This window comes from Propionimicrobium sp. PCR01-08-3, assembly GCF_030286045.1.
GTDB lineage: Bacteria > Actinomycetota > Actinomycetes > Propionibacteriales > Propionibacteriaceae > Brooklawnia.
The window spans coordinates 2460505-2474455 of the sequence record NZ_CP127390.1; the positions used below are offsets into that span (position 1 = coordinate 2460505).

The window sequence follows — 13951 nt, forward strand, 5'->3', positions numbered from 1 at the left end:
GACGCTGATCGGCCGAAAGAGAGTAGTTCAATTCGCGTCAACGAGGCCTCGCAGGCGCTGAGCAAGTTCAGCGACTTCCAGATGAGTTGAGGCTGTCTCCATGATGAGTTCATACCAGGCATCGTCGGTAACCGCGGAATCATCAATCCCGTTGCCACGCAGCACGAGATCGACCAACAAGAACCCGACTCGCTTGTTGCCATCAACGAACGGATGGGAGCGCTCGATGGAGTCCAACAGAGCCGCCGCCTTGTCAAAAAGATCCGGGTAAGCGTCGTTTCCCCCGACCGTGGTCAGCGGTCGGGCCAGGGCGGCATTTACCAAACCCCAGTCGCTCGTGCCGTAGCCGTTATCAGCGAGCCATTCCTGGACATCGGTGAAAGTCGGCCACCAGAGGTTCATTTGCTGAGCCGGTCCAGCAGATTCGACCGGCGCCGCGAAATATCGTCCAAGCTTGCTCGTGTGAAGGCGCGCGCTTCACGGCGTTCCCACTCCTCGCGGACGAGTGCTGCCACCGTCGCGGTCTTCGACTGTCCATCTTGTTGAGCCAGCTCCTCGAGCATCTTGTTCTCCTCATCACTGATCCTCAATTGCATGGCCATAATCAAATGGTACCAACTTGATACCTTCAGGCCGCCGGGTGCCGCCGCCCGAACAGCGAGAAAAGCCACAGTTCTGCCGGAGCAGAGCACCTCGCTGGCGAAGCCCCGCGGCGCGACCGCGCGTTTTCAGTGGGGTTGAATCCGGAACGTTCGCCGTCATCTCGTCACTCCGTGGACTGGCACGAATCATCCTTCGTCGGAGACGATGCCGGCCCGCGAATCCGCTTCGACCGATTCGGGACCTCCTGGAACCTGCGGGCGCATCTCGGCGGAGACTGAGACGTCAACCACGAATTCGCCCCATCCAGTGGTCACTTCGCAGTTCGTCAATGCCGCATTGTTGTTGATCGCAGTTTCCTCGGCGACCGAGCAGGCCTCTCGCCCGTCGTGTTGGGCTTGCGCAGCAGCGATTGCTACCACGTCTGCAGCGCTCCTGGCACGAGCTCCACTGGCAAGCCAACCAGCGAACCAGGCTCCTACCGTTGCGACCATGAACAGCACGATCACGACGGCCAGGATCAGCATGCTTCCGGCACCTCGCTCGGATCCCATGGCAGGTCGTGAAAGCGAGCGTCTATCCGCCATGGGTCTCACCGCCCACCGTCAGGAGCGCTTGCACGCCCTTTAATCTCGACCGGGCCGAGCGCTCCCCAGTTGGCATCAACCGATACCAGTACCGTGATCACGCCCGGCGCCTCGGTGACTTCTATGTCCGCGCCGTCGGGCGCCCGGTTTTCGGCCTCTTGGGCTGCCTCGTCGTCACCACGGGCCAACTGCCGCACGATCTGGCCGGCAGCGTCCGAGCAGCGCGCCTGCAGTGCGACCAGACCGATCGTCCAGCCGAGCATCCCGGCCAATAGACAAGCGGCCAATATTCCGATGGCCAGCTCGAATGTGACCATCCCACGCTGTTTTCGCAACGCGACTACGACAGAACCCCCACCTCGATACATCGTTGTTTCTCCTGCCGAATGGCCGATCATTGGAAATAGATTGCTCGGGTGAATGCGCGTACGAACATGCCGATCGCACTGACTCTCGGACGCACATCTCACCCGAGCAAAATCAGATCAGGGATTGACGAGGGAGATATCTGACATGGTATCTCCGACCTTGCCGATGAGGCCGATGACGACCTTTAACATTGCACTGAGAAACTCGCTGTCTTTAAAGATGTTCAGCAGGACCAACGCGAGCGCAACCGCGGCAAGAATCCCGACAGCATACTCAGCTGTGGCCATTCCCCTCTCCCAGGCTCTGCGCAAACGAAGAGCACGCAGATTCGGTTGGACGACAGCAATCGGCAATTTCTCAGCATTGAGGTCGACTTGAGTATTGGTCTTGCAGGTATCGAGCTGGATGGCCATGACTGGCTCCTTTCAAGTGATGAGACTCCGCTTCTGCGGGCCGTCCCAAGTATTGGTAAATGGATCGCAGACCGTTCAAACGGACAACACTTTGTGGACAAATCGGAGGCGCCGAGTCAGGAATCCAAGATTGACGGCCGCCGGACGGCGCGTCATAGCTACGTCGCCGCCCCGTTAAGATCCGATTCGTGGCCACGCAGACTGCAGCTGCAGCAGGACTTCGGCCACCGTGGACATAGATCCTGCTGCTTTGCAGAATCGCGAGGCCGGCGCCGCTCTCAATAGGGACGTCCAGCACGTGTGGAACCCGCAAGCCGTCACCGAACTCGGCACCGAAGAAGATCAGCGTCCAGCACGCGAGGGACCCGCACTACCGCTTGTAAGCATCCCTGCGATGGACGACGGCGACCACCTGAACCACGACACGCTCATCAATGATCAGGTAGAGCACTCGATACTCGCCGCGCCGTGCTGAGTACAGCGGGGCCAGCGGCTCGCGCAGGGGTTTGCCGACTCGATATGGATTCTCCCGGAGCGGTCCACTGATGAACTCGAATGCCGCAGCCGCCACCTTTTCCGGAAGTTCCTTGGTGAGCGCACGCCGAGCGGACCTGGTGAACTCGACGTCATACCTTTGACTCACGACTGCCTGCCGCGAGAAATCATCGCCGCATGAACCTCATCAAGACTCTCAAGCCGCCCTGCGTCGACATCCGCAAGCCCTTCATGTACTGCATCGACCTCATCGGGGCGACTCAGAATATCGACTGTTTCCAGGAGAGAGTCGTAGTCATCCATGCTCAACAGCATCGCGGCGCTCTCTCCATTGCGCGTGATCTCGAACCTTTCATGAGTAGTCATTGCGGACTCCACGATCTTCGAGAGATTTGCGCGAGCAGCGGCCAAAGAAATGGTAACCATGTACAGAATTATAGCGCATCCTTATTGTCCTTCCTGGCAGCGCGACATCAGACCGGCCTGAGCGCCCGCCGAGGAACCGGTCACAATTTGGCACAGCGTCTCCGGACTCTCCATCCACCGGCCACAGCCTTGCGTGGGCCGCGTCCATCGCCATGAACTCGGCGGGTCCGCGCAGCTGGCCTACGACGCGGTGCCCGATACAACCCAGACCTCGACGATCGTCCACCTCACGCATCATCCGAGCAGGGCAAACGATCCGATGGTTCCGGCGATGATCGGGACGACACCCACCAGGATGAAAGCAGGCAGGAAGCAGCACGACAGCGGTAACACGGAGCGCACGCCGACGGTGTGAGCGGCCATCTCTCGACGCGCTCTGGCGGTTGCCCTCGCCTCTTGGGCATGGACGGCGAGCGTCTCGGCCACGCCCGCACCCGACGAGGCGCAGCGGGCCAAATCACGCGCGACTTGGCCCCAGACCGGATGCTCCCGCAGTTCGAGCCAGGCCTGCGAGTCCGATCGTCCGAGATCGAGATGGCCGAGTACACCCCGCAGGAGTTCGGCGCTCGGTTCGGGGACCAAGGCGGCAAGATGGCGGACCGTAGCACGCAATGGCAGGCCCGCATCCAAAGCGGCGGCAAACAACTCCAGACAGGCCGGCAGCTGCGTAGCCTGTACCTGAATCTTGCGGCGTTCCTCTGCCCCTTCGAGCCATCTCAGTAACGCAATCGCAGCCGGCACAACGGCGCAACCCGCCACGACGGCACCAACGCTCTGCCCCATCAACAGCCAGCAAAGAGCTCCAGCGAGCATCCCGAACCGCCACTGCAGTGAGGACACCTGACGCATTACTCCGAAGACGGCCGACCAACGATCCGCATTCCGATCAATTCGACTTGCGGGCCAAACATCTCCGGCGCCCGGCGGACGCACGTGGCGCAGCGCCGCTCGGTTGGGACCGGGCACAAGCCAAGTCACCGCCAGCCCACAGGCGACGACAGCAACGACGAGAGAAATCATGACGCCTCCGCCTTTGACCCAGGCAATTTGCCCAGCTGGGTCGTCCACACCAATCCTGCACACACCAAACAGATGGCCGCCCCAAGGCAGATGCGCCCGATAAGCCCGCCCAGCAGAAACGTGAGCGGGTCGCCGCCGGTGGTGAATCCCAAGCCGATGCCGAGTACCGGCAAGAACGCGAGCATACGTCCGGTCGCTCTCGGTGAAGCCAGCTCGGACGCCACCAGACGCTCGGCGGCAGCTTCCGCTCGGAGTCCATCGGCAACCCGGGTCGCGGCATCGGCTGTCGGGGCGCCGGTCACCTGGCATAACTGCCACGACCTGGCCAATGCCGCCAGCCCTTGGCATCCCGGCTGCTCGGCCGCTGTACGCAGGGCGGCCGGCACGTCTCCGCCGATCGCCTGGGTCGCGGCCACCGGCTGTAACAGCGGCGCATCCGCGGCAACCGTGCTGAGCGCCGCGGCCGAAATGTCGCCGACTCGCAGCTGAGTCGCCACGGCCAGACAGATCTGGACGACCTCCTCGCTGTTGTGGTGCCGAGTTCTCTCGGCACGCCCGTTCGCGATCAGCCAGTAGGCAGTGCAGCCGACGACCGAGCCGGGGATCAGCCAGACCAACAGCGATGGCATCAGAACTGCCGATATCGTCACCGTTATCCCGGCCGCGACAACGATCAACCAGCGGTTTGAGCGATGAGATTGCCGATTCTTCTGGCCGCCTTTCAGGAGTTCGGTTAACCGCCGGCCTGAGCGCGTCGGCCAGCAGCAGATCAGACAGCAGGACAGTGCGATACAGGCGAGGGCAATCATGCGGCGGCCTGTCTACGCGGAGCTGCAGCGAAGCCATCGGGTGCCAGAGAATGACCTCCCACCGAAGCCTGGCTACGCGGTGTATAGACCTCGGCCCGGGTGAGGTGTGCGTCGATTGTCGCCTGGCTATGCGGTAGATCGATCGCAGCCCGGGCAATCGGTGCATTGACCACACCCTGGGTGATCGTGAGTCCGAGCAGTTCCGCGAGCGCCTGCCAACCCGGCCCACGTCGAACGTCAGTGCCGTCCCGGCTCGCCAGCGCGACCTCGATCGACACCTGGCCGTTCTCGGCGCGTATGACATTCCCGATCTGGGTCACGGTTCTTCTGCCATCGGGCAACCGGCTCACCTGCACGATCGCCCGCAGCGCGGACGCGACCTGCGCGTGGCAGGCGTCCCTGTTCAATCCGCCGAGGGCGGCCAAGGCCTCCAATCGGGCCGGAACATCAGCGACCGAGTTGGCGTGCACCGTTCCGCAACCGCCCTCATGCCCGGTATTCAGCGCGGTCAGGAGGTCGCACAGTTCCGCACCGCGCACCTCGCCGAGCACCAATCTGTCGGGGCGCATCCGCAAGGCCTGTCTGACCAGGTCGGTCAGGGTGATTGCGCCGGCGCCTTCGGAGTTGGCTTGTCGGGACTCCATCCGGATGCAGTGCGGATGATCGGGGGCGAGCTCTCGTGAGTCCTCCACGATCACCAGCCGTTGGTCATGTGGCATCAGTCCGAGTAGTCCGGCAAGCAACGTGGTCTTTCCCGACCCCGTGCCGCCGGAGATCAGGAATGCTGTCTTCGATGCGACGAGCGCGCGCAGCACCTGGGCCATTTCTTCGCAAATCGAGCCGTTGGTGACCCAGTCGTCCAATGAGAAGGAGCGGCGCGCAGGTATCCGCAGCGATAAGCACGTTCCGGGGTCGGTGATGGTGCCGAGCACGGCATGCAGGCGGGTACCGTCGGCGAGCCGGGCGTCGGCGAATGGGCAGGCGTCATCCAATCGGCGTCCCACGCTGGCCGCAAGCCTCGTGGCCAGCTGCCGCACTTCGGCGTCCGAATCGAAGCAGATGTCGGATGGCTCGAGCCCGTGCCCACGATCGATGAAGACCTGATCCGGGCCGTTCACCAAGATGTCGGTGAGGCCCTCAAGGCAGAGCAGCGGTTCGAGGCGTCCGGCACCGATACTGCCCTGCCGCAAAGCCCCCACGGTATAGAGAACCATCGCATCGCTGACGACCAGGCCGAGCGCACGCAATGCGTCGGCCACGTCTTGCGGCGTCCATCGCCTGCCCAATCCGGCGAGTCGGACGCGCACCATCTCGAGATCGTGATCATCCATCCCAGGTCATCCTTCATCTCGCATCAGCTCGACCAGGATGGCGTCACAAGCCCGGGAATACTTGCCTCGTTTCATGCCTGGTGGAGTCCCTGCCTCTTGTAAACCGGGCAGCGATGAATCGTGTGGGAGCGTTCCGATCACCGGCAATCCCAGGGTTTCGCAGACTGTCTCGACATCGAGGTGCCATCCGGGGCCCTTGCGCAAAACGATCAGGGCGTCACCGAGACCCCACGCCGCGATACGGCTCCTGGCAGCCATCACGGCCTTGACCTCAGCCGCCACCACCAGGACGGTGACCGCGCGTGAGCGTGCCGGATCGTCGGGATGCGAACCGGCATCGAGTATCACAACGTCGTGGGTTCGCGTCAACGAGGCGATCACAGCATTGATCGACTCGATGCCGGGCAGTCCGGTCGCACCGCGGACGGTCGGATCGAGTCGGGGACGCCCCGTCGAGATCAGATCGACTCCACTGACATTGGGCAACTGGCCGCTCAGATCGCTGATATGCCCGGATGCAGAACTCAGATCCGGCCAGCGCCAGCCAGGCATCTGCTCGGCGCCGAACAGCAGATCGATGCCGCCACCGGTCGAATCGAGTTCGGCCAATGCGACTCTGAACTCGTGTTTGGCTGCACGTTGCGCAAGGCCCGCCGCCAAGGTTGTGGCTCCCACGCCACCGCTGCCGCCGACGATCCGGACGATAACCGGGGCTTCCTCGCTTGCTTCACCACCTTCGGCGAGCAGCGAACTCACGAATCCGGTTTGGGCCGGAAGCACCATCACCGAGGCATCCAATGGAACCGACCAGGTGGTCAAAGCCGTCGCGTCCTGGCCGCATAGATGCACGTTGCGGCGCGCCGGCAGGCCGAGACCCGCCACCGAGGGGGCCTGATCGGAGCCGATCAGCACGACCGATGCGCGGAGCCAATTACGGCGCACCGTCTCGGTATCACGCGCCACCTCCGGGGTGGCCTGCACGGCTGCCGCCGCGGCCATAATGGTCTCGACAATGGCAGAATCTCGGGAAACGATCAAAGGTGCCGACATGCCCAAAGTATTGGCAAGTCGGACCCCGATCGTTCAAAATAGTTGGCCGCTGTGGATAACTCGGAGAATTTCCGCGACGACGGAAGCAGCGGACGGTCTTTGTAACCCAGGTTCACCTAAGCGAAAGGTCAGCGTACGAACACCATGGCAATCCGGATGATCGCGACGGACCTCGACGGAACACTTCTGTTGCCGGACAAAACCACTTCGCCGCGCACCCGGGACGCGATCCGGGCCGCTCAAGAGGCAGGGATCCTCGTGATCCCGGCAACCGGACGATCGGTCATCGACATGCCTGCCATCCTTCCGCCCGAATTGGGCGAGTTGGCGGTTTGCTCCAACGGGGCGGTGGTCTACAACGCTAACGCCGACCAGGTACTCCTGGAGCGTCCGATTTCAGCCGGGGTCTGCAAGACTCTCATCAAGGAGGTATCCAGGCTCGCTCCGGGCACGAAATTCGCCACCCTGATCGACCGCGGCTACGGAATACTGCCTGGCCCTGGTTACCTTTCCTTGATGCAACCGGGCAATCACGGACGCAATCCCGACGACCTCGACGAGATATCACTGGATGAATTGTGGGCGCAGGACGCCGTGAAGATCATCGCCCGGCACGCAAGCATCGGCTTGGACGAGCTCTTCGAGATCTGTCAGCGGGCGTCACATGCGGGCGTCAACCCCACGACATCTGGTGTGCCGTTCATCGAAATGTCGGCGGCCGGAGTCAGCAAGGCCAGCACGCTTGAGCTGCTGGCCACCCGTCATGGAATTGCCACAAGTGAAGTCGCCGCAATCGGCGACTCTGCGAACGATGTCGAGATGATCACCTGGGCGGGGCTCGGTGTGGCGGTCGCCAGCGGCACCCCGGATGCGTTGGCGGCAGCCGACCAGATCATCGCGGCCAATACCGAGGACGGAGTCGCAGCGTTCATTGAGCGCGTGCTTCATGCATCGGACGAACCGGTTCCTTCATAGAACTCAGACTCTCGCCAGCAGTTCGAAGATCATCGGATCGGCTCTAAAGTGGTCTCCATGTCAGCGGTCGGTCGTCTCTCATTGCCCCCCACAGCCTTGCAGTGGCTGGTGGGCGACGAGCCGGTGCGCATCGTCGCTCTCGGCTGCTCGCGGGGCATCGTCAACCGGCTGGTCAAGGAGGGGCACGGAGTTGTCGCAATCGATCCCGACCTCCAGCGCTGCCGTCAGCTTCTTGCCGGCCGCCCCGCGAGCGAGGCCCTCATCGCGATGGTCGGACGCGCGGACGAGCTTCCCGTCCAGCCCTGCGTAGCACATGTAGTACTCCTCGGCGGCCCGTGGCGCTCGCAACCCGGTCGTCCCCGTATCAGTGCACATCAGGCTCACGGCCAGATCAGCCGTGCACTCCAGGCCGGCGGCTGGGTCGCCGGCTGGCAAATCGTCCGGGACGACACAGTGCCGTGGGTGCGCCGATTGATCACTTTGATGCGCACCATCGATCCGGACGCCATGTCAGGCAGCGGAGGCGGCGGCCACGAAGACCTCCTGACGAGCAAGTACTTTCCGCGAATCGAGCGCCGCGAGTTCAGGCTGTGGGCTCCGGTCGCCCGCCGCGATCTGGTCGAGATGGTTTCGAGCCAACGTCAGGTGAGCGGACTGGACGACGCCACCAAACGGCATCTGATCAGCGAAGTGAACCAGATTCTCGATAGCGCCGCTCGCATGTCGGAGCTGCGTCTGCCCTACCAGATGCAGTGTTGGCGGGCACATGTCGATCACCACGAACTCACCCAACCCATCTCTTTCGGCGACGGGTCTCTGGTCATCCCGATCTGAGGTTTCGCCCGCGCCCAATGCGAGCGAACGAGCCCTGGTGCTGCCGCGCAAGCGCCGGATCGCGGAGAATCCGCTTCACCCATTCACCCGCGGTGCCATACTGGGCGGTGGACACGGGGTGCCCCAATGGGCGCTGAGATCACACCCGTGGAACCTGCTCTAGTTCGTACTAGCGAAGGGATTGTCCGCCTTGGATACCTCTGCCTATCAACCAACAGATTCATCGTCCTCGACCTTCATCGCCGACGATCCGCCCAGCGCAACCCAGATCGCCATGCAGTCTTCGATGCCCCGCGAGGGACGCGCCGCCCTGCGCGCCGGAGTCATCGGCAACTGGATCGACAACGTGCACGTCTTCTTGCCGCTGACCGCGCTCGCCCCCGCCTTGGTGATACTCGCCGGCCCCACCGTCGCAGCCAGCACCGGAGCGCTGGTGGTGATCGCCATGATGCTCGGGCGTCCGCTCGGCGGCATGATCTTCGGACGCATCTCCGACAAGCTCGGACGCACCCGCACCACGAAGGTCGCCATCACCGGCACCGCCACCTGCGCACTGCTGATCGCCTGCATGCCAACCTATGAGCTGATCGGCATCGGCACCATCGCCCTGATCCTGCTGCTGCGTTTTCTCGGCGGCATCTTCGTCGCCGGTGAGTATTCGGCAGCGATTCCGCTGGCCATGGAGTGGTCGAAGCCCAACCGGCGCGGCCTGATGAGCGGGCTGATCTTGTCGATGGCGCCCTGGGCACAGGGCTCGATCGCGTTCGCGGTCGCGGGGTCTCTGGTCCTTCTCGGACCCGACCGCTATGCCGCGTGGGGTTGGCGGCTGCTGTTCGTGATCGGCACCTGCTTCTCGCTGGGCATGCTCGCCTACTACCGCTCGCGGGTGGCCGATGCGCCTGTGTTTCATCATGCCAAGAAGGCGCCGGCCCGCCCTCAAGCCGGGGTTCGCGAGGTGCTTTTCGGACGCTAGGCGCCCGCTTTCTGGCAGGTCTTCACCATGATGACCGGTCTGTGGCTGCTCACCAACACCACGGTGATCTTGTTGACGGCGCGCCTCGCGTCGGACGCCGGGTTGCCCGCCACCCAGGTGTCGGTGGCAATGGGTATTGCCTCGTTCGCGCAGGCCATTGCGATGGCGGTAGCAGGCCATCTGTCGACCTTCACCGGACGCCGCAATCTGCTGGTGACTTGGGGAATCAGTTCAGCGGTGCTCGGTCCGTTCTTGTGGTGGGCGGCCGTGAACTCGCACAGCCTCGGACGCGCCGCCTTGCTCGCGGCCGCCTTGCAGGTGGCGACCGTCGCCGCCTACGGCCCGATCGCCTGCTATTTGTCGGAGCGCTTCCCGACCGAGGTGCGCTCGACGGGATACGGCATGGGATACAGCCTCTCGCTGATCATCCCCGCCCTCTATCCCTTCTATCTTCCGTTGCTGGAGGGCGTCTTCGGATCGCATCCGGCGATCATGGGCCTGGTGGCCGTCGGTGGAATCCTGGTCACCGTCGGTGCACTGATGGGGCCGAAGTTGAGCTCTGCAGACATCGAAGCGGACATCGACAGCGTTGCTATGGGAGCCACCCGATGAGTTCTCTGGACTTGGCGAACGACGCCGATCTGGGATCGGTCGCACAGATCATCGCGCAGGTGCGTCAGCGAAGCACATTGGTGCATTGCATCACCGCTGCCGTATCGATGGGCATCGTCGCTGACGGTCTGCTCGCCGCCGGTGTGCGTCCGGTGATGACCGAGACTCTCGAGGAGGCACCCACAGTCGACACCATCGCCGACGCCCTGCTGATCAACCTGGGAACCCTCAGCACCGATGCCATGACCGGGATTCCGGCCACCGTCGAGGTTGCGCTGCGCGACCGGCGGCCGTGGGTGCTCGACCCGACCGCCATCGGAACCGCCCCGGTACGCACGCCGCTGGCAAGGCGACTCCTCGATTCCCGGCCCGCCGTGGTGCGCGGCAACGCGTCCGAGATCGTGGCGTTGACCGGCGGCGAAGGCGGGCGCGGGGCAGACGCGAGCATCGGTACCCAGGCCCTGCAGGTGACCGAGGCCGCCCACCAGGTCGCCGCACGAACAGGCGGGGTGGTCGCGGTGTCCGGTGCGGTCGATCTGGTCACCGATGGCCGTGACGACCGGCACGTGCACCGAGGCGATCCGCTGCTGTCGCGGGTGACCGGCACCGGTTGCCTGCTGGGCGGCCTCACCGCCGCCTGCGTTGCCGTTACCGGTGATCACCTACAGGCAGCGCTGGCAGCCACGATCTGGATGAATATCGCGGGTGAGATCGCCGCCGCCCGAGCCCCGCGCCCGGGTACCTTCCGCGCGGCGCTGCTCGATGCGCTGGACGAGGTCGGCGAGCAGGCAGCGGCGCTCGCAGCGCCAATCCCGTAGAAAATCCCCTGTCCGCGAATAACCACAAATCCTCCGAGAAAGGCCGCCGATGCCGAACCACTCCGCGAATTTCGACCTGCGCTGCTATCTGGTCACCTCGGGTACCGATCGCCGGACCGTCGAGGTGGCCGCCCAGGCAGCCGCTGGTGGCGCCGGCATGATTCAGGTACGTGCGAAGGACATCACTGCCAGGGAATTGCTCGACCTCACGGTGGACACGGCCGATGCCGTGCACGCGGCGAATCCGCACACCAAGGTAGTGGTGGACGACCGGGCCGATGTCGCTTACGCCGCGATGCGTTCGGGCGCGGCGGTGCATGGCGTCCACCTGGGACAAGATGACCTGCCGGCACGCGATGCCCGCGCGATGCTCGGCCCGAACGCGATCATCGGAATGACCACCGGCACCCTCGAACTGGTGCGGGCAGCAGACAAACTCGCCGACGTGATCGACTACGTCGGGGCCGGGCCCTTTCGTCCGACGCCCACCAAAGATTCCGGACGCACGCCCTTGGGCATGGCAGGCTATCGCCCCTTGGTGGAGGCGACCAGCCTGCCGATCGTGGCGATCGGCGATGTGCAGCCGGCAGATGTGCCGGCGCTGGCAGCGACAGGTATCGCCGGCGTGGCGCTCGTCCGCGCGATCATGGCCGCGTCCGACCCCGGCGCAGTTGTCCGGAACGTCCTGAGCGGGTTTCCGGCTGCTGACAGGCGGCAACACCAGTAGACAAAGCCTGGTAGAGGCGCCCGCGGTTCGGAAGAACGAAGGTTGCGGTTCTTACTGCTCGGCCCTTGCCCCGCGTGCCCGCCGGGTCGGCGGCAATGCCTCCGCGCCGAAATCCTTCCCGGCATCCGCGATGCCCTCGGCAGCAGGACTCTCCCCGAGCTTGACCAGAATCACCCCGGCCAGCACCAGCACGGCGCCGACCATCTGCCCGATGGCTGGCAGTTGCGCCACCAGTACGGCCGCGAGGATCGTGGCGAACAGCACCTCGGCCAAGCCGACGAAGGACGACAACCTGGCGCCGAGCAGCCTGCCGCCCATGATTCCGGTCACATAGGACATGCCGGAGCTGAGCACCCCGAGCGCGACGATCGGCAACCACCAGGGCACATCGATACCCACATAGTTCGCCGGAGCGGTTGATGTCTCGAACGGCAGAAGCCCGATGACCGCGACCACACCGAGCCCCAGCGTTGCTACCGTCGTCCCGCCCGCAGCAAGCACGATGGGTGGCAGTCCGATCCGGTTCTCTGCGGAAAAAACGAAATAGGCAGCATTGCCGACCATCGCGAATATCGACCAGGCGACACCCCGGATGTCGAAAGCGGCGCCACCTGCGAAGACCTCGAGCACCAGCAGCAGGCCGCCGATCGCAACCAAAGAACCGAGCACCGTGCGTATCGAGGGACGCTCGCCCCGACGAATCCACAACCAGATGACGATCGCGATGGGCGCCAGAAACTGAATCAGCAGCCCCTGGCTGACTTGAACATATTGCACGGCATTGAAATGCCCGATTTGCGGCATCACGATCGCGAACAGTCCATATCCGACCATGAGTTTCCAGTTTTCGCGGACGATATGCCAGCGTCCTTTGAGAGCAATGATCGCCGGTCCGAGCATGGCCAATGAGCCGATGCCTACCCTCGGTATCACAATGCCGAGAGGCGACCAGCCGACCTGCAACAAGCCTGCGGCAAGCGTTCCTGCCATACCGAAACAAAACGACGACAACAAGGCGATGGACAGGCCGATGCCAAAGCTCGGGTCATGGGGACGCACAGTGACCACGCTACGAGAGCGTCCGATGAGTTAACAACTCGGCTTCGGTTGCCACCGGGCTGTTTCGCCGTGTTCGATCATCGGTTGTGATCTGCAGTTCTCCGCCCCATTCAGCTGGTCTCCCGACTTCGGGCCGTGACCAGAAGCGGCTGATCTGTGTTCGCCCCCAGCCACGGATTCGCGCTCAACATTCTTGGAGATCCTTTGCTCGCGCGCGTGATCACAGCACTAGGCTGGGGACTGGCCGTAAATGTCCGGATAGTATGACGGCCAGTTGACGAAGGGACTGACAATGGCCGATCGCCCAGGCATCGCCGATTACATCCAGGTGCTAAAGACCACCGTGCCGACCATGCTGAGCCAGATCAAGGACTTGGCGATGGCGGAACTGAAGCCTGCAGCCAAGCATGGCGGCATTGGAGCAGGCTCATTCATCGCAGCCCTGGTGGTCGCGCTGACGGCGCTCTTTCTGCTGATGTTGACGGGCGGATTCGCGCTGTCGATGTTCTTCCACGAGATCGCCAACCGCAACGAGCTCACCGCGCTCATGTTCGGATTCCTCACCATGGCGGTCCTCTGCCTGCTGATCGTTGCGGCGCTGGCGCTGTTCGGCAAGAGCCAGGTCAGCAAGGTCAAAGCACCCGAAGCAACCATCGCTGAGGCCAAGGCCAGCATCGGCGCGGTGTCCGAGGCGATCGGACGCGGCAGTGCCGACGCCAAGAACTCCACAGGGCCGAGCGACGCGATCTCCATCACCTCGGCCGCTCGCCTGGACGAATCCCAGCAGCCGGACGATTGGGCGGCCGCCTAAGGGCCCTCAAGCCGGTTCCGCAATTCAGGCCAGACCTGGATC

19 protein-coding genes and 1 riboswitch are annotated in these 13951 nt (G+C 63.7%); of the genes, 7 read left to right on the top strand and 12 right to left on the bottom strand.

Annotated features, from left to right (window positions below; genetic code table 11):
• Positions 1-27 precede the first annotated feature (27 nt).
• The 11 genes from QQ658_RS11345 to ssd form a co-directional block, all read right to left on the bottom strand.
• Positions 28-402, bottom strand: a complete 375-nt coding sequence (locus QQ658_RS11345; RefSeq protein ID WP_286024954.1) for a type II toxin-antitoxin system death-on-curing family toxin — start codon at positions 400-402, stop codon at positions 28-30.
• Positions 399-602 (bottom strand): hypothetical protein, encoded by a 204-nt coding sequence (locus QQ658_RS11350; protein ID WP_286024955.1) that lies wholly within the window; start codon positions 600-602, stop codon positions 399-401. Before QQ658_RS11350 ends, QQ658_RS11345 begins: the two co-directional genes overlap by 4 nt.
• Positions 603-788: 186 nt before the next feature.
• The gene (locus QQ658_RS11355; protein WP_353057924.1) at positions 789-1187 is read right to left on the bottom strand and encodes an Rv3654c family TadE-like protein; all 399 of its coding nucleotides are present in this window, start codon (positions 1185-1187) and stop codon (positions 789-791) included.
• A 5-nt stretch (positions 1188-1192) separates the two neighbouring features.
• Entirely contained in the window at positions 1193-1504 is a 312-nt protein-coding gene (locus QQ658_RS11360; protein WP_286024957.1) for a TadE family type IV pilus minor pilin, read from the bottom strand.
• A gap of 168 nt (positions 1505-1672) precedes the next feature.
• Positions 1673-1969: a DUF4244 domain-containing protein gene (locus QQ658_RS11365; protein WP_286024958.1), complete on the bottom strand. Its 297-nt coding sequence runs from the start codon at positions 1967-1969 to the stop codon at positions 1673-1675.
• Between the two features lie 370 nt (positions 1970-2339).
• Positions 2340-2612 carry a type II toxin-antitoxin system RelE family toxin gene (locus QQ658_RS11370; protein WP_286024959.1) on the bottom strand — a complete coding sequence of 91 codons (273 nt, stop codon included), beginning with the start codon at positions 2610-2612 and terminating at the stop codon, positions 2340-2342.
• Complete coding sequence (locus QQ658_RS11375) at positions 2609-2890, bottom strand: type II toxin-antitoxin system Phd/YefM family antitoxin (RefSeq protein WP_286024960.1); 282 nt, start codon at positions 2888-2890, stop codon at positions 2609-2611. Before QQ658_RS11375 ends, QQ658_RS11370 begins: the two co-directional genes overlap by 4 nt.
• 234 nt (positions 2891-3124) lie before the next feature.
• Positions 3125-3673, bottom strand: coding sequence for a type II secretion system F family protein (locus tag QQ658_RS11380; protein ID WP_286024961.1), 549 nt, complete (start codon positions 3671-3673; stop codon positions 3125-3127).
• Positions 3674-3906: 233 nt separating this feature from the next.
• Entirely contained in the window at positions 3907-4539 is a 633-nt protein-coding gene (locus QQ658_RS11385; RefSeq protein WP_286024962.1) for a type II secretion system F family protein, read from the bottom strand.
• Between the two features lie 176 nt (positions 4540-4715).
• Positions 4716-6050, bottom strand: a complete 1335-nt coding sequence (locus QQ658_RS11390) for a TadA family conjugal transfer-associated ATPase (RefSeq protein WP_286024963.1) — start codon at positions 6048-6050, stop codon at positions 4716-4718.
• A 6-nt stretch (positions 6051-6056) separates the two neighbouring features.
• On the bottom strand, positions 6057-7100 hold the full coding sequence (gene ssd, locus QQ658_RS11395; RefSeq protein ID WP_286024964.1) for a septum site-determining protein Ssd: 1044 nt from the start codon (positions 7098-7100) through the stop codon (positions 6057-6059).
• A gap of 156 nt (positions 7101-7256) precedes the next feature.
• Here ssd and QQ658_RS11400 point away from each other — a divergent pair, with 156 nt between their 5' ends.
• From QQ658_RS11400 to QQ658_RS11425, 6 genes are all read left to right on the top strand, one after another.
• A complete protein-coding gene (locus QQ658_RS11400; protein WP_286024965.1) occupies positions 7257-8075 on the top strand; it encodes a Cof-type HAD-IIB family hydrolase in 819 nt (272 codons plus the stop codon).
• A 57-nt stretch (positions 8076-8132) separates the two neighbouring features.
• Positions 8133-8909 carry a methyltransferase gene (locus QQ658_RS11405; protein WP_286024966.1) on the top strand — a complete coding sequence of 259 codons (777 nt, stop codon included), beginning with the start codon at positions 8133-8135 and terminating at the stop codon, positions 8907-8909.
• A 104-nt stretch (positions 8910-9013) separates the two neighbouring features.
• Positions 9014-9108: riboswitch (TPP riboswitch) on the top strand.
• A complete protein-coding gene (locus QQ658_RS11410) occupies positions 9100-9882 on the top strand; it encodes an MFS transporter (RefSeq protein ID WP_286024967.1) in 783 nt (260 codons plus the stop codon). (Overlaps the previous riboswitch by 9 nt.)
• A 27-nt stretch (positions 9883-9909) precedes the next feature.
• Positions 9910-10494: an MFS transporter gene (locus tag QQ658_RS11415; RefSeq protein WP_286024968.1), complete on the top strand. Its 585-nt coding sequence runs from the start codon at positions 9910-9912 to the stop codon at positions 10492-10494.
• The gene (gene thiM, locus QQ658_RS11420) at positions 10491-11312 is read left to right on the top strand and encodes a hydroxyethylthiazole kinase (protein WP_286024969.1); all 822 of its coding nucleotides are present in this window, start codon (positions 10491-10493) and stop codon (positions 11310-11312) included. The genes QQ658_RS11415 and thiM overlap by 4 nt, the downstream gene beginning before the upstream one ends.
• Positions 11313-11361: 49 nt before the next feature.
• Positions 11362-12039, top strand: coding sequence for a thiamine phosphate synthase (locus tag QQ658_RS11425; protein ID WP_286024970.1), 678 nt, complete (start codon positions 11362-11364; stop codon positions 12037-12039).
• Positions 12040-12090: 51 nt separating this feature from the next.
• Here the strand turns inward: QQ658_RS11425 and QQ658_RS11430 are convergent, their stop codons facing one another.
• Positions 12091-13107: an EamA family transporter gene (locus tag QQ658_RS11430; RefSeq protein WP_286024971.1), complete on the bottom strand. Its 1017-nt coding sequence runs from the start codon at positions 13105-13107 to the stop codon at positions 12091-12093.
• A gap of 283 nt (positions 13108-13390) precedes the next feature.
• Here QQ658_RS11430 and QQ658_RS11435 point away from each other — a divergent pair, with 283 nt between their 5' ends.
• Positions 13391-13909 carry a phage holin family protein gene (locus QQ658_RS11435; RefSeq protein ID WP_286024972.1) on the top strand — a complete coding sequence of 173 codons (519 nt, stop codon included), beginning with the start codon at positions 13391-13393 and terminating at the stop codon, positions 13907-13909.
• Positions 13910-13951: the final 42 nt, after the last annotated feature.